Here is a 15978-nt window from a genome sequence, read left to right on the forward strand (position 1 = left end):
TCACCGCATCATTGGCTTTGACGTCGCCGTCCACCTGACCGGTCACGCTGATGGTCTGACCCGCTTCATCGGCGTTGATGATATCGTCACCGGCGATGGTATCGATGCTAATCGACGCCGCCGGCGCGCTGGTATCCACCGTATATGACCGGGTGGCGTCGGCGGAGGTCTCATTGCCCGCGTCATCGCGGGTGGTGACCGTGGCGCTGATATCGCTGTTTGCCGCCAGCACGCTGCCCGGCACATTCACGCTCCAGGTTTTACCGTCGGTATTGACGGTGGTCTGGTAGGTTTCCGAACCTACCGTCACCGTGACCGCATCACCGGCCTTCACGTCATCACCGACCTGACCGGTCACGCTGATGGTCTGTCCCGCCTCATCCGCATTGACGATATCGTCGCCGGCAATGGTATCGATGGTGATTGACGCTGTCGGGGCATCGGTATCCACCGTATATGACCGCGTGGTATCCGCGCTGGTCTCATTGCCCGCGTCATCACGAGTCGTCACCGTAGCGCTGATATCGGTATTTGCCGCCAGCACGCTGCCCGGCACACTGACGCTCCAACTCTTGCCATCGGCATTCACCGTGGTCTGGTAAATCTCGTTACCCACCGTTACCGTGACCGCATCGCCGGCCTTCACGTCATCGTTCACCTGACCGGTCACGCTGATGGTCTGTCCGGCTTCATCGGCATTGACGATATCGTCGCTGGCGATGATATCGATGCTAATCGACGCCGCCGGCGCGCTGGTATCGACAATATAGGAACGCGAAGTATCTGCTGTGGTCTCATTCCCGGCGTCATCGCGGGTGGTGACCGTGGCGCTGATATCGGTATTCGCCGCCAGCACGCTGCCGGGGACATTGACGCTCCAGGTCTTGCCATCCGCATTGACGGTGGTCTGGTAGATCTCACTGCCCACCTTGACGCTAACCGCATCGCCGGCCTTCACGTCGTCACCCACCTGACCGGTCACGCTGATGGTCTGACCCGCCTCATCGGCATTAACGATATCGTCGCCGGCAATGGTATCGATAGTGATTGAAGCTGTCGGCGGTAATGTATCGACAACGATTGAATCACTTCCGCCAATACCGGAGAGGCCGGTATCATCGGTATAGCTGCCATCCGGTACGGTGACTCTCACCTCTCCTTCAAAATTAGAAGAAGGCGTCAGCACCGCTGTCCAGCGGGTGGGATCGTCAGGATCCTGACTCAAACTCGATAATGTACCGTTTTCAACAGTAATATCGCTTGCATCAAAACCGACAGGTGATTTTGTAAATGTAAAGGTGACTGTACCGTCATCATTAATGACAACGGTCAAAGAAGGAGGTGTGCTATCGACAGTATCGCTACCTGCTGCCGTCAACGTTGTTACTGTACTGCCGCTTTCTTCACGCGTTGCAGTTGTATTAGCGGCTAATCCAGCCGTGTCATAACCAATCGTGGGATCAACAATTTCAGCAGTCAGATCGAGCACCACAGGCGTGTGCCCGCCGCCGCCATCACCGGCTTCGCCAGCGCTATCATTACCCGCTGCCGTAGCTTCAAGCACTTGTGTCGGATCCGCGCCCTGTTCAATGGCGGCCTGCAAAGCGGCAACATCATCCGCGGCGTCCTCCGTCTTCTGCGAAGTTGCACCAGCAACTTCGCTCCAACGGCTGTCACGACCTAAATCCAGAGAGCGCCCATCAGGTAATGTTATAGAGACTGCACCATTGTCACCGGTAACAATTTCTTCACCGCTATAGATACGATCGCCCACAGCCAATAATCGCTGGCTCCCATCTAAAGCGATAACAAAGACCTGTCCAATGACATATTTGATGATACCGATTACGCTATTCATGATAGCTTCTCCATGATATCTATAGTTATTTTATGGTGCAGATAAAAATGATTATATTTCGACATCATCCTAATGAATTAGGTTTGCTGTGTGTCGTCCTGATTTAAATTTGGGGTTAACGTACTAATTTAGTGTTTTCTTATGTGCCAGGCACTTGACTCAATGACTGATATAATAAAAAATTCGGAATATTCTTTCCACAACTTTAATTATTAAGTACGATAAATATCTCTCCAACAATAAAAAGACATCTTCTCAAAAGATAACGCATTGATTTTTAATAAATAAAAACAAAGACAGCACTAATGACCCACACATCCCATTTAATAGGAATAATCACAAAAAAAACATTTGTGAGGAAGATAGTATGATATTGCGTAAATACAATGTTACTTTAATGCTTATTGTAGCCTCTTCCAATGCGGCTTATGCCGACACTATTCAGGAAGCGATTAAACACACGCTCAATACCCATCCGGAAGTCAGCGCCTCAGTGAACAGCCGTTTTTCTGCCGAGCATGATCTGAGTGCCGCCAAAGGAGCCTATTTGCCCTCAGTGACATTAAATGCAGGCATAGGACGTGAGGAAACAGACAGTGTTTCGACGCGCTCTAGCGGTCATCATGGCGTTGAGCTGACGCGAGGTGAATCCGGTATCAACCTAAGCCAGATGGTATTTGATGGTTTTGCCACGTCCAGTGAAGTCGCCCGGCAACGAGCCACCGTAAATTCCCGTGCATACAAAGTATTAAACACCAGTGAATCCACCGCATTAGACGCAGTACAGGTTTATCTCTCTGTCCTGCAACGTCAGGAGTTTGTACGACTTGCTGAAGCCAATCTCTCCAGCCATGAACGTATTTACGATCAAATCAGGTTGCGTAGCGAGCAAGGCGTGGGTCGTCTGGCAGACATGGAACAGGCAGAAGCGCGCCTTGCTCAGGCACGGAATAACGTGTTAACAGAGAAAACCAATCTGGATGACGCCAAAACCAATTATCTGAGCGTAATTGGCAAAGAACCTGGCAGTTTGATACTGCCAGATAGCGCAACGCTCTCAATGCCGGCCTCGCTGGCAGATGCGCGGCGTATCATGATAGCGAACAGCCCGGCATTGAAATCTGCAGAATCTGATGTTGAGGCAACAGAAAAACAATATGAAGCCAGTAAGTCGACATTTTACCCACGGGTCAATGTTGAACTGGCGCGCAGTATGGACAATAACATCGACGGCGCACGCGGCCACAGTAATGAATGGCAGGCCATGCTGAGAATGCAATACAATTTGTATGAAGGCGGTTCCGGCAAAGCCAATATGGAATCAAAGGCCTACCAGATCAAAGAAGCACAGGATATCAGAAACAATGCTCTGCGCATGCTGGACGAGGAGCTGCGTCTTGCCTGGTCTGCGTTGAATAACGCTCGCCAGCAACTTCCTATTGCCGCAGAATATGCCGATCGCAGTATGAAAGTTCGTACGGCCTATCAGAAGCAATTTAGCTTAGGCGAAAGAACTCTTTTGGATTTACTGGATAGTGAAAATGAATTATTCACCGCGCAACGACGTCTGGTTGAAGTTCGTTTTACGTCACTCTTTACCGAGTATCGGATAAAGTCGCGTATGGGAGATCTCCTGAACAGTTTATCAATCCCGGCGCCCACTGCGGGGAAAAGTCTTACTAACGTGACTACTCGCGCAGAGTTACCGAACCTGAATTAATATATTAATAGCCTGGGATTTTTATTTGTCAGTATCATTGATACTGTGGATAAAATAGCGGATGACGACATCCCGCACCGGGCTTATCACAGATAGTCATTCGGGCAAGAGAACGTCGCGAATCATACCGCACCATTAAGTGATAACTGTCTATATTGCTTCCCGGTCTTGCCGGGAAGCATTTGTTTGCATATTGTCAGTTACATGGATCGCCTACGTAAGGGAAAGTTCCGTTAAATGAAGTTGCACTCTGTACAAGATGAAAGTAACAACCCTGACGAATCGGTTGTCCATGAATATAGCGATCCCCGCAATCGCCATGACGATCCATTATTGGATGGTCTGCTGATACTTTGTGCTTTGCAGGGGAAATCCGCCAGCCGAACAACATTGACAGCCGGACTTCCTCTTGCCAATCAGCGTCTATCCATCAAACTGCTTCCCCGTGCCGCGGCTCGCGCTGGTTTACAAGGCAGAGTGCTCAAACGTCCGCTGAACAAAATCCCGGCCATGTCCCTGCCGGCCATGCTGTTACTGCTCGAAGGAAGGGCCGCCATTCTGTTAGGTTGGAATGCCGATGGCAGTGCCCGTATCATGCCCAGTGAAACAGAAGGCGGAGAGATTTCTGTCGACTACAACACGTTACAGCAGAATTACCTTGGGTTAGTGATGTTTGCCCAACCTCGCCATCAATTTGATATTCAAAACAATTCACTGATTCCCCGCACCAAATCCTGGTTCAAGGATACGCTCAAGCTCTCGCGTTTCCTGTATCTGGACGCCGTGTTCGCCAGCCTGCTGATCAATATCATTGCTCTGGCCACTCCGTTATTTGTCATGAATGTTTACGATCGGGTCGTTCCTAATCAGGCAACGGCGACCCTATGGGTGCTGGCTATCGGCATTACGGGCGCGTTTCTTTTTGACCTGGTGTTGAAAACGCTGCGTGGGCTCTGCCTGGATATGGCCGGTAAAAAAACCGACCTGATCATTTCCGCGACGCTGTTTGAACGCATTACTGGCATGTCGATGAAAGCCAGACCGGCGCGAATCGGTAACTTCGCACAAAATATTCATGAATTTCAGTCGCTCAGGGATTTCCTTTCTTCCTTGACGCTGACCACTCTGATTGATTTCCCTTTTACCTTACTGCTATTGCTGGTGATCGGATTCATTGGCGGTCCGCTGGTCTGGATATCGATTCTCGCCTACCCTATCGCCTTGCTCACCAGTTGGGCGCTGCAAAAACCGCTCTCTTCCACGATTGAAAAAACCATGCATCTTGCCAGTGAGCGGCAGGCAACGTTGATTGAAACGCTGGGAGGCCTGGATGCCATAAAAGTCAATAATGCGGAAAGTGAACGACAACACCTGTGGGAACAAACTATCGGTAGCCTCAGCAAACTCGAACTGCGGGCGAAAACGTTGTCATCATTAGCGGTTAACCTGACACTTTGGTTCCAGCAGTTTGCCGGTGTCGCGATGATCGTGGCCGGTGTTTACATGTTGATTAACGGCAACCTCAGTATGGGCGGATTGATTGCCTGCTACATGCTGAACGGCAGAGCGCTAATGCCGCTGGGGCAACTGTCGGGATTGGTAACCCGTTACCAACAAGCCTCCCTGACGATGACCACCACAGAACAAATGATGCAATTGCCGCAGGAACGAAGCGATAATGAGCGTCCTCTTAAACGCGAAAGTATCCGCGGCAGCATTGAGTTTCGTGATGTCACCTTCAATTACCCCGAACAAAAAAACAGTTCGTTGCAAGGCATAAATCTGAGCATTACTCCTGGTGAGAAAGTCGGCATTATCGGCCGAAGCGGCTCCGGTAAAAGTTCGCTGCAAAAGCTGATCGTCAATCTTTACCAACCTTCAACCGGTAACCTGCTGATTGATGACGTCGATGCGCGCCAGTTGGATGTCGGCGACTTAAGACACAATATCGGCTATGTACCACAAGACATTCAACTATTCAGCGGTACGCTGCGCGATAACCTGATCAGCGGTGCACGCTATGTCGAAGATGAAGCAATGCTGCTGGCCGCAGAAATTGCCGGGGTAAATGAATTCGCCCGTCTGCATCCGGATGGTTACAACCTTCAGGTTGGTGAACGTGGCCAGCAACTCTCCGGTGGTCAACGTCAGGCGGTAGCATTAGCCAGAGCGTTACTGCTCGATCCCCCGATTTTGGTTTTTGATGAGCCAACCAGTTCAATGGACAACACCAGTGAAGACCGCTTGAAGCAGGCACTAGTGCCCGTACTCGCCAACAAAACCTTATTGCTGGTGACACATCGTGTATCCATGTTGGCGTTGGTTGATCGTCTGGTTATTGTTGATAAAGGTCGCATTATTGCCGATGGCCCAAAAGCCATCGTACTGGACGCCTTGAAGAAGGGACAAATCAATGCGTCTCGCTAAATATATTAAGCGAATCCACCGCTATTTTTCCGGGGATGATAACCGCGATAATCTTCAGACGATGCCGGAAGTCAGTCGTGCGATGATCGAGGATTCCCCCAGAATTGCCCGCATCACACTCTGGACCATCGGTGCGTTTTTCCTGTTTTTCATCCTGTGGGCGGCGTTCGCCAACATTGATGAAGTCACCCGGGGTGATGGGAAAGCCATTCCCTCATCAAGGTTGCAAAAAATTCAGAACCTGGAGGGCGGCATTGTTACAGAAGTATTCGCTCATGAGGGGCAGGTCGTCAAAGCTGGAGATCCGCTACTGCGTCTGGACGATACCCGGTTTGCCTCAAATGTCGGTGAAACCGAAGCCGATCGGCTGGCGCTGATTTCAAGAATCGAACGCCTGAACGCCGAAATCAACGATCGTGAGTTGGTCTTATCAGAGGAGGTCACCAGGCAAGTACCGGAAGTGGCCAACGGAGAGCGTGAACTTTACAACAGCCGACGCCAGCAATTTCACAACGAGATATCCGGCCTGGAAGAACAATTGGTGCAGCGCCGTCAGGAATTACGGGACTTTTCTGCAAAGCAGATTCAGTTTCGTAATAGCCTGAATTTACTGCAACAGGAAATCAGAATGTCGGAACCACTCATCGCCGAAGGGGCAATTTCCAGAGTGGAAGTGTTGCGTTTAAGACGAGCCGAAGTAGAGACCAAAGGACAGCTCGATTCAGTCACGCTGTCGATACCGAGAGCAGAGTCGGCAATAAAGGAAATTGAAAATAAAATAGAGGAAGCGCGCGGCCGTTATAAGAGTGATGCATTATCACAGTTGAACGAAGCGCAAACCAATCTGAACAAAATTACCGCAACCGGTAAGGCGCTGGAAGATCGGGTCAACCGGACATTGGTTGTTTCTCCGGTACGTGGTGTTGTCCAACAGATTCTGGTTAACACTATTGGTGGTGTTATTCAACCTGGGAGTGATTTGGTCGAAATTGTGCCACTGGATGATAACCTGCTGGTTGAAGCCAGAATTCGACCACAAGATATCGCGTTTTTACACCCCGGTCAGGAAGCTATTATTAAATTAACGGCCTATGACTACACCATCTACGGTGGACTTAAAGGTCAGCTTGAGCAGATTAGTCCCGATACCGTTACCGATAAAGAGGGGAACAGTTTTTATATTATTCGTTTACGCACGGATAAAAACTATTTGGGTTCGGCCGACAAACCGCTTCTTATTATTCCGGGGATGGTGGCATCGGTAGATATAATCACCGGAAAGAAAACGATTCTCAGCTATCTGTTAAAACCCATCATTCGAGCAAGGGCGGAGGCTCTGCGAGAAAGATAATCAAGCAGGAAAAGAACGCTAACTAAAAGAAGAGCGCTCTGTTAGAAGACTTATATGGGGAGATTAAGGATTATTCAGGTCGTGATAGATTTGGGTCTGACTGCGCCCTATGGCTTTTGCCTGATACATTGCTGAATCGGCATTAATTGCCAATGTCAAAGAGTCAGTACCATGCTCAGGGTAAAGAGCAATACCTATACTACAGGATATATCGAGTTTTTTCCCTTCAATTTCAAAGGGCTTATTTAATGCGTTATGGATTTTATCTGCAACATACAATGTATTATCGACTTCTTTAATTCCTTGCAGCAGAATAATAAACTCATCACCGCTGCGCCGATATACCGTATCGGAATCCCTTACTGCGCCACGCATACGCGCCGCGGCTTCTTTTAATAGCAAATCGCCAACGGCATGACCAAAAGAGTCATTGATTTGCTTGAATTTATCCAAATCGAGGAACATGAGCGCAATTTTTCTGCCCGTTTGTTTAGACAGCAATATTGCCTGTTCCATTTGCTCGGCAAAGGTTAAACCATTTGCCAGTGACGTCAGCGAATCATAGTGAGCCAATTGGCGATAGTGCTCCTCACTCCGACGCAACATATCAATTGCCCGATAACGCTCAATTGCGACAGAAATCAGTTGCGCAGACTTTTCGATAGAAAAAATTTCATCTTCAGTGGGAACATAGACTTTCCGGTGATAAACACTTAACACCCCCAGTATTTCTTTATTTTGCCCATAAATTGGCTCAGACCAGCATGAACGCAACCCGGCATATAATGCCAACCCTTTATGGAGAGACCAGTCCGGATGAACAGAAATATCGTCCGTGATCACACGCTTTCCCGTATACGCAGCCGTCCCGAACGACGCAACGCCATCAGCAATCTTGACGTTATGGATAGCATTTTTATAGAAACCAGGCAAACTCGGCGCCGAACCTAAAGTCAGGCATTTTTTATCTTTATCAACCAGCAACACCGAACAGACGATGCGGCCGGGATTTTTCTCTTCCACGCTGAATATAATCGCGTCAAGAATATCTTTTAGTGGTGCGCCACTCGACAACAGCTCCAGTGCTCGATTGTAAGAGTTGTCATGATGTTCCTGTGATTTTCTCTCTGTGATATCCAGTTTTACGCCAACATATTGGGTTGAGTTAGTCGCTTTATTATATATTTTGACGATATTGGCTTTTTCCCAATAGAGTTGACCATCTTTACGACGGTTAACAAACTCACCACTCCATACATTACCTTTATTTATGGTAGCCCACAGATCTTCATAAACACTTGCGTTGGTCATCCCTGACTTTAATATATTCGTTTTTTTGCCAATAACTTCATCCGGCATATAGCCAGACATGGTAATGAATTGACGATTGACGTAAACAATTTCACAATTCTCGTCCGCGATCATAATAGAAGCCGGGCTGTATTCCGCGGCGAAGAAAATCATGTTTAGAAAATCTTGTTTTTTCTGCTCAGAAGTAAACTTTTGTTTAATTTTTCTATTCTTTATAGAAGAAAACAGCAGCAGCAATAACAATATGGTTATTATAATTTCATACACAATAACACTCTCCTCAGGCCCGAGCGGTCCTGATCGTACAAATCACGGCATTGATGACGAAAAATCCCGGTAACAAATCCCTATCCCATCGATTTTCAGGATTGGCACATTTCCGGAGAGCAGAAAGGATGAAAGAAAAAATGCTCCATATGGGTGGAGTGTTCAGATACATAGGAACGTCAGCATAAAGCCCCCGCATGTGACTGTGCGCAAATAAGAATAACAAGATCAAAGAGTATCTTAATTGAATATTAGTAATTGTTTACGTTATAAGTTTTGCTAATGGTATAAAAAAATATTCCACCAAACGCATGGTGATATATTTTGAACATCAATTTTTTGTAAGCAAATCAATTATACCAATAAGTATCATTCTTTTAATCAATAAAATCTATCACAAAATGATTTTCGATCGTTATCGGCGAATACTGTGATTTTTTATCATTATAAATCAGAAGTTTAAAATAAAATCTAAAATCCTTCAACCGTCTATGCAATGAGAATGCCAGCTCACCCTTAAAAAAGTCATAAAACTTATCACCTTCTTTCATAACAAAATAAAACACTATGATTACGAGATTAACAAGAATAAGAAGATGGAATAATTCGATTAACAAGACAATGCGCCACTTTCTGACTGCAAAATGCTGTTATTTTGCAGAATGTGCTTTTATACGATAACCAAATGTTATTGAAGGGAACAAAATCCGGGAGAGCAAGAAAAATGAAAAGTAAGGCATACATCGAAACGGCATGTTAATGACACAACACAACGATCTATCCTTAAAGTTCCAATTTCAACATCTCGAAGTTATCAAACGGCTGAGGACGTGAAAGGTAGTATCCCTGAGCCGCATCCGCACGAGAGGCTTTGACTGTCGCCCACTCTTCTTTTGTTTCAATTCCCTCAATCACAATATAGTTACAAAAACGGGCAAGCAACGCGATTAATGCCGGGAAAACTTCACGTCCTTCGCCACTCTGCTGTAACAAAATAAACAGTTCCCGAGCCACTTTAATACAATCATACTGCGCCAGCATTAATGATGAAAAATTAGCCATCCCACAACCAAAATCATCCAGCCAAAGCGCCTGAGCTTCCGGAAGTTTAGTCAGGATTTCTTTGGGTAATCCGCCTTGGTTTTCCACCATCTCGAAACGAATCCAAGGCATCGAAGAGATCAGCCGCTTTGCTTCATGGCTTTTCTGTAACGCCAGTAGCGTCATGCCATCGATATTCACGGACGCAAGCAGATCTTCACGGATAAAACGCAAGTGCCAATGAGATAAAAGCTGTAGTTGTTCTACAATAATTTGCAGCCGCGCATCGACGTTAATATTGGCAAAGTATTTTTCAGGTGAGATAAATTTTTGCGGCAGGGTAAAAGAGGAGACGGAGGTAAGTAACTCAATGGCCATCAGTTTACCCGACGTTCGGTAAATTGGTTGAAAAGTATACCGTCGTTGGCATTCACGCCAATAATCAACCTCTAATGACTCAGAGTCTCCCTGATGAGAAAACAATGGCCCAAACTGATCCAGATCACCTTCCTGCTGCACTATGAGTTCCGCCATTAGACTGACACTTATTAGTTATAAAAATTATATCATACGGATATATACCGTTATCGACGTTCCTGGTACAAACTTTACCGGTGATAATGATTAAATCCCACACTGGCTAACGGATAAAAATAAGCAGATCAATATCACAACTAAATTAATTTAATTTGTAAATCAGCCAATTGGCTCATGAACTCAGAGGCCGTATTGGCTGACCAATACAGTCTAAAGGATAAATCTGGCGCCAATGTAACGAACAGATGGTTATTTTACCCTGTAACTTGACCATCTATATACCCATGATCTTTCAAGCTGAAGCCAGCCCGACTTCGTTCAATTATTTTCCCGCCATAAACCTCGTCACCGCAGTATTCGTTAGTGCAAATCTGGACCAGGCGTTTTCCGTCATTGGCTTTTCATATCTTGAATATAGGGGGTATATTTACTCATCAGCCATCGTTACGCGTGTTTAAACGCGCTTCAACAGGTATAATCTGCGCCCCGTTTGTAAGACAGAAGGCTATCATGGCATTACTCATCACCCATAAATGTATCAACTGCGATATGTGTGAACCGGAGTGTCCTAATCAGGCCATCTCGATGGGTATGGATATCTACGAAATTGATGCAGATCGATGCACCGAATGTATCGGACATTACGACACGCCGACCTGTCAGAAAGTTTGCCCGATTGATAACACGATCGTTAAAGATCCTGCGCATCCGGAAGGTAACGAGCAGCTATGGGAAAAATTCGTCTTAATGCACCATGCAGATAGACTATAACGACTAACTTTCAATAATGACCGTAGCACAAGCGTAACGGCGTTCATCCGCCAGGGTAAGGTGCACATGCTTCACCCCCATGCGATCTGCAAGCTCCGCCGCTCTGGAGAGAAAGCGCAGGCAGGGTTTGCCCAGTTCATCATTGAATATTTCGAGCTGAGTAAACGCCAATCCATTGCGAATCCCCGTACCAAGCGCTTTAGCCGCCGCTTCTTTGGCTGCAAAACGTTTGGCGAGAAAACGGACCGGTTGCTGATGCTGCTGATATTGAAACCATTCCGCATCCGTTAAGATGCGGCGGGCCAGACGCTCACCAGAGCGCTCAATCACCGCTTCGATACGGGCGACGTCGACAATGTCGGTGCCAAGTCCAAGAATCGGCATTAACGGCGAGCTTCTTTCATCAGACGTTTCATTTCAGAAACGGCTTCACTTAGCCCACTCATGACTGCGCGGCCGATAATGGCATGGCCAATGTTCAACTCATGCATTTCCGGCAAGGCCGCGACAGGTTGGACGTTATGATACGTTAACCCGTGGCCGGCATTCACTTTCAGGCCTTTTCCCGCGGCATAAGTTACCGCATCGCGAATACGCTCAAATTCGTGCTGGCGTTCACTATCGCCGGATGCCTCCGCATACGCACCGGTATGGATTTCAATATAAGGCGCGCCGCTGGCAACGGCGGCATCAATCTGGCGTTTATCAGCGTCAATAAACAGAGAGACCAGAATGCCGGCCTGGGTTAGTCTGGCGACGGCGTCATTCATTTTCTCCTGCTGCCCGGCAACGTCCAGCCCGCCTTCAGTGGTCACTTCCAGACGTTTCTCTGGCACCAGGCAACAAAAGTGGGGTTTCAGTTCACAGGCAATCCCCAGCATTTCTTCCGTCACCGCCATTTCCAGATTCATTCGGGTTTGAATGGTCTCCCGCAAAATACGCACGTCACGATCGGTAATATGACGCCGATCTTCACGCAAATGTACGGTAATGCCATCGGCCCCCGCCTGTTCAGCCATAAATGCGGCCTGAACCGGATCAGGATACGCCGTTCCACGGGCATTACGCAGGGTGGCGATATGATCGATGTTAACGCCCAGCAACAATTCAGCCATGGTAAATCCTCAAAAGGGTAACGCGTAATGTCTGGCAGTTTACACCGATGTATGGGTTGCTGGGTACAGGCGGGCGAGTATTATTTCTCAGAGGATGGTGCTTTGGGAACGTTGGCTCCAGGAACAAACTGGCGGAACAGCTCCCGGCTTTTCAGCGGCTTACCGCCAAGATAGGGCTTTAATGCCATGCGGGTAAAACGTTTTGCCGCCCGCAATGTCGCCGCATCAGGAAATTCCCGGGAAGCCAGCGCGCGCAATTCATAGCCGGTAAAACTATTATTATCAACAATCAGACTGGCTATGAACCCCTTCTCCTCGCGATACCGATATGTCATGGTGTCAGACACCGGTTCTCCGCTCCCCGCACAATGCAGAAAATCCACGCCATAGCCAAGATATCCCAGCAGCGCCAGCTCAAAACGACGCAATGCCGGCTCAGGAGACGCATTCTGAGCTGCAAGCTGTTGTAAACAATGGAGGTAATCAAAAAAGAGAGCGGAATAATTGGTTTCGTGTTCCAGCACCCGCGCCAGTAACTCATTCACGTATAAACCGCTATAAAGCATGATGCCGGAAAGGGGAAGCGCCAGCGATACGGGCTCGGCGTTACGCAGCGTTTTCACTTCTCCCCTGCCGCTCCAGCGCACCAGCAAAGGCGTAAAAGGCTGCAAACATCCTTTCAAACTGGATCGACGCGCCCGGGCGCCTTTTGCCAGTACCCGAATCCGCCCTTCACTTTCGCTGAACAAATCCAGCAATAAACTGGTTTCGCTATAAGGTCGCCCATGCAAGACAAATGCGCGCTGCCAGCCTTCCATCGGCGCGGACCTTACAAGTCTTCGCTATAACCCAGGCTTCTCAGGGCACGTTCATCATCCGCCCAACCTGATTTTACTTTTACCCACAGTTCAAGATGAACTTTGGTTTCAAACATATTTTCCATATCATGGCGAGCTTCAATGCCAATCGTTTTGATCTTGGCGCCTTTGTTTCCAATAACCATTTTCTTTTGACCTTCACGCTCAACAAGGATCAGGCCGTTGATGTCATAGCCGCCGCGCTCATTGGTTGCAAAACGCTCGATCTCAACCGTCACGGAATAAGGTAATTCCTCGCCCAGAAAACGCATCAGTTTTTCACGGATGATTTCTGATGCCATGAAACGCTGTGAACGGTCGGTAATATAATCTTCCGGGAAATGGTGTTCGGCCTGCGGCAAGTGCTTACGCACAATGCTGGCGATTGTGTCGACATTGGTTCCTTTTTCCGCGGAAATCGGCACCACATCCATAAAATTCATCTGCTGGCTGATAAACTGAATATGCGGTAACAGCTTGGTTTTATCCGTTACGTTATCCACTTTATTAATTGCCAACAGGACAGGATGTTTCTGGTCTCTCAGCTTGTTCAATACCATCTCATCGTCGGCGTTCCAGTGCGTACCTTCCACGACGAAAATGATCAGCTCGACATCGCCAATAGAACTGCTGGCCGCCCGGTTCATCAGACGGTTAATCGCCCGCTTTTCCTCAATGTGCAGTCCGGGAGTATCCACATAGATAGCCTGATAGGGACCTTCGGTATGAATGCCCATAATACGGTGACGTGTTGTTTGGGGTTTACGCGACGTAATCGAAATCTTCTGCCCCAGCAGCTGATTCAATAAGGTTGACTTACCGACGTTAGGCCGACCAACAATCGCGATAAAACCGCAGTATGTCTGTTCTTCGCTCATTCAAGCTCCAGTTTTTTCAACGCTTGTTCTGCCGCAGCCTGTTCAGCCTTCCGACGGCTCGAACCGGTACCAATTACCGATTCACTAAAACCACTGACCTGACAGTGGATCGTAAACTCCTGATCGTGCGCCTCACCGCGAACCTGAACAACCAGATAGGTTGGCAGCGGTAAATGACGTCCTTGCAAAAACTCCTGCAACCGCGTCTTGGGATCTTTTTGCTTGTCACCGGGACTGATCTCATCCAACCGGCTTTGATACCAATTAAGGATCAAACGCTCGATAGTCTGGATGTCACTGTCGAGGAAAATACCGCCAATCAATGCTTCTACCGTATCAGCGAGAATGGATTCGCGGCGGAAACCGCCGCTCTTTAATTCACCCGGACCAAGACGCAGGCACTCGCCCAATTCAAATTCACGCGCAATTTCTGCCAGCGTATTACCACGCACCAGCGTCGCACGCATCCGGCTCATGTCTCCTTCATCAACTTTGGGGAAACGATGATACAGCGCGTTGGCAATAACAAAGCTGAGAATGGAATCACCCAGAAATTCAAGTCGCTCGTTATGCTTGCTGCTGGCACTGCGGTGTGTCAGGGCCTGTAACAATAGCTCATACTGCTGGAAAGTATAGCCTAGCTTTCTTTGTAAACGATTTATCAGGATGGGGTTCATGTCTTACCAATAGATCAACGATGCGTCAAAAACAGCAGCATACGGAACAGTCCTGACCCGCTAATTACCCGTCAAAACTGTTTCGTTTGCATTGGCTCCCGACCGGGAGCCTGCATTTTATTCTTTCAAAAAGAACGTTTCGAAAATAGTGTTTCAGGAAATATTCTACAACGGGCGGCATAATAATGCTGCGTGTTTATCAATTTGATTAATGAATACCACCAATGCGACTCAGTCGAACACCGGTAGGCCATTCACCTTCCTGTTTTTCAAAGCTCATCCAGATTGCGGTTGCTTTACCAACAAGATTTCTTTCAGGAACAAAACCCCAATAACGGCTATCAAGACTGTTATCGCGGTTATCTCCCATCATAAAATAATGGCCGGCGGGTACCACCCAAGTCGCAAGCTGCTGCTGGGACTGCTGATAATAGCCGCCCAGCTGATCCTGCACGCCAGGAACAATCAATATATTATGGGTTACATTCCCCAACGACTCTTTACGCGTACCCATGCGAACGCCATTAACGCTATTATCCGTCACCGGGATCTGATAGAAACCGCTGCGTGATTCCAGACCCGGCTGATTAAACGTCTGAACAAAATCACTGGGCTGTACATTATTATAGGTCACAGCCAGGGCTTTATCACAACGTTGCTGCCCATCGCAGTCAGGACTAATGGTCACCTGTTTGCTCATCGGATTATAACTGACGCGATCGCCCGGAACGCCAACCACACGTTTGATAAAATCAACTTTTGGATCGGATGGATATTTAAATACCACCACATCACCGCGTTTCGGATGTCCGGTTTCAATTAACGTTTGCTGAGTAAAGGGCTCTTTAATACCGTAAGCAAATTTCTCTACCAGTATAAAATCACCGATCAGCAACGTTGGCATCATTGAACCCGATGGTATTTGGAAAGGCTCATAAATGAACGAGCGCACCACCAATACCAGCGCCACGACCGGGAATATCGATGCGACCGTTTCAATCCATCCAGGTTGCGCCCCCGATTTTGACAACGCAACCAGCTCACCCGAGGCCGCTGATTTTTTCCGGCGCGCAGGTGCCCACATAAAGCGCTCCAAACACCAGACGATACCTGTGACAAGCGTCACTAATGCCAAAATTACGGCAAACATATTGGCCATGCCAACTCC

The 15978-nt window shown here is 47.8% G+C and carries 13 protein-coding genes; 4 read left to right on the plus strand and 9 right to left on the minus strand.

The genetic code is table 11. The annotated features are described in order from the left end of the window. Positions 1-1858 (minus strand): retention module-containing protein (locus tag DDT52_RS18885; RefSeq protein WP_136157734.1); only part of this gene is annotated, 1858 nt, incomplete at its 3' end. A gap of 397 nt (positions 1859-2255) precedes the next feature. On the opposite strand from DDT52_RS18885, the gene DDT52_RS18890 reads away from it, so the two are divergent. The 3 genes from DDT52_RS18890 (at position 2256) to DDT52_RS18900 (ending at position 7356) form a co-directional block, all read left to right on the plus strand. Continuing rightward, on the plus strand, positions 2256-3578 hold the full coding sequence (locus tag DDT52_RS18890) for a TolC family outer membrane protein (protein WP_247595597.1): 1323 nt from the start codon (positions 2256-2258) through the stop codon (positions 3576-3578). A 237-nt stretch (positions 3579-3815) separates the two neighbouring features. Next, positions 3816-6005, plus strand: coding sequence for a type I secretion system permease/ATPase (locus DDT52_RS18895; protein ID WP_136157736.1), 2190 nt, complete (start codon positions 3816-3818; stop codon positions 6003-6005). Further along, positions 5992-7356, plus strand: coding sequence for an HlyD family type I secretion periplasmic adaptor subunit (locus tag DDT52_RS18900; RefSeq protein WP_136157737.1), 1365 nt, complete (start codon positions 5992-5994; stop codon positions 7354-7356). The genes DDT52_RS18895 and DDT52_RS18900 overlap by 14 nt, the downstream gene beginning before the upstream one ends. A gap of 63 nt (positions 7357-7419) precedes the next feature. Here the strand turns inward: DDT52_RS18900 and DDT52_RS18905 are convergent, their stop codons facing one another. Together DDT52_RS18905 and pdeH are read right to left on the minus strand one after the other, a co-directional pair. After that, positions 7420-8934, minus strand: coding sequence for a sensor domain-containing protein (locus DDT52_RS18905; protein WP_136157738.1), 1515 nt, complete (start codon positions 8932-8934; stop codon positions 7420-7422). A gap of 783 nt (positions 8935-9717) precedes the next feature. Next, entirely contained in the window at positions 9718-10509 is a 792-nt protein-coding gene (pdeH, locus tag DDT52_RS18915) for a cyclic-guanylate-specific phosphodiesterase (RefSeq protein WP_136157739.1), read from the minus strand. Positions 10510-11022: 513 nt separating this feature from the next. Here pdeH and DDT52_RS18920 point away from each other — a divergent pair. After that, entirely contained in the window at positions 11023-11283 is a 261-nt protein-coding gene (locus DDT52_RS18920; protein ID WP_136157740.1) for a YfhL family 4Fe-4S dicluster ferredoxin, read from the plus strand. A gap of 3 nt (positions 11284-11286) precedes the next feature. On the opposite strand, the gene acpS is transcribed toward DDT52_RS18920, so the two are convergent. The 6 genes from acpS to lepB all read right to left on the minus strand — a co-directional run bounded on the left by acpS (position 11287) and on the right by lepB (position 15969). Beyond that, positions 11287-11667, minus strand: a complete 381-nt coding sequence (gene acpS / locus DDT52_RS18925) for a holo-ACP synthase (protein WP_136157741.1) — start codon at positions 11665-11667, stop codon at positions 11287-11289. Then, the gene (gene pdxJ, locus DDT52_RS18930) at positions 11667-12398 is read right to left on the minus strand and encodes a pyridoxine 5'-phosphate synthase (protein WP_136157742.1); all 732 of its coding nucleotides are present in this window, start codon (positions 12396-12398) and stop codon (positions 11667-11669) included. Before pdxJ ends, acpS begins: the two co-directional genes overlap by 1 nt. Positions 12399-12478: 80 nt before the next feature. After that, positions 12479-13216, minus strand: coding sequence for a DNA repair protein RecO (recO, locus tag DDT52_RS18935; RefSeq protein WP_136157743.1), 738 nt, complete (start codon positions 13214-13216; stop codon positions 12479-12481). A gap of 11 nt (positions 13217-13227) precedes the next feature. Next, entirely contained in the window at positions 13228-14133 is a 906-nt protein-coding gene (era, locus tag DDT52_RS18940) for a GTPase Era (RefSeq protein WP_136157744.1), read from the minus strand. Beyond that, positions 14130-14810 (minus strand): ribonuclease III, encoded by a 681-nt coding sequence (rnc, locus tag DDT52_RS18945; protein WP_009111837.1) that lies wholly within the window; start codon positions 14808-14810, stop codon positions 14130-14132. Before rnc ends, era begins: the two co-directional genes overlap by 4 nt. Positions 14811-15018: 208 nt before the next feature. Then, the gene (gene lepB / locus DDT52_RS18950; protein WP_136157745.1) at positions 15019-15969 is read right to left on the minus strand and encodes a signal peptidase I; all 951 of its coding nucleotides are present in this window, start codon (positions 15967-15969) and stop codon (positions 15019-15021) included. Between the last annotated feature and the right edge of the window lie 9 nt (positions 15970-15978).

It is taken from the genome of Brenneria roseae subsp. roseae (genome assembly GCF_003115845.1).
GTDB lineage: Bacteria > Pseudomonadota > Gammaproteobacteria > Enterobacterales > Enterobacteriaceae > Brenneria > Brenneria roseae.

Excerpts from the sequence above, each read along its gene's own strand:
- DDT52_RS18890 (WP_247595597.1), top strand. The coding sequence starts at position 2,256 with ATGCTTATTGTAGCCTCTTCCAATGCGGCTTATGCCGACACTATTCAG.
- DDT52_RS18895 (WP_136157736.1), top strand. The coding sequence starts at position 3,816 with ATGAAGTTGCACTCTGTACAAGATGAAAGTAACAACCCTGACGAATCG.
- DDT52_RS18900 (WP_136157737.1), top strand. The coding sequence starts at position 5,992 with ATGCGTCTCGCTAAATATATTAAGCGAATCCACCGCTATTTTTCCGGG.
- pdeH (WP_136157739.1), bottom strand. The coding sequence starts at position 10,509 with ATGGCGGAACTCATAGTGCAGCAGGAAGGTGATCTGGATCAGTTTGGG.
- DDT52_RS18920 (WP_136157740.1), top strand. The coding sequence starts at position 11,023 with ATGGCATTACTCATCACCCATAAATGTATCAACTGCGATATGTGTGAA.
- acpS (WP_136157741.1), bottom strand. The coding sequence starts at position 11,667 with ATGCCGATTCTTGGACTTGGCACCGACATTGTCGACGTCGCCCGTATC.
- pdxJ (WP_136157742.1), bottom strand. The coding sequence starts at position 12,398 with ATGGCTGAATTGTTGCTGGGCGTTAACATCGATCATATCGCCACCCTG.
- recO (WP_136157743.1), bottom strand. The coding sequence starts at position 13,216 with ATGGAAGGCTGGCAGCGCGCATTTGTCTTGCATGGGCGACCTTATAGC.
- era (WP_136157744.1), bottom strand. The coding sequence starts at position 14,133 with ATGAGCGAAGAACAGACATACTGCGGTTTTATCGCGATTGTTGGTCGG.
- rnc (WP_009111837.1), bottom strand. The coding sequence starts at position 14,810 with ATGAACCCCATCCTGATAAATCGTTTACAAAGAAAGCTAGGCTATACT.
- lepB (WP_136157745.1), bottom strand. The coding sequence starts at position 15,969 with ATGGCCAATATGTTTGCCGTAATTTTGGCATTAGTGACGCTTGTCACA.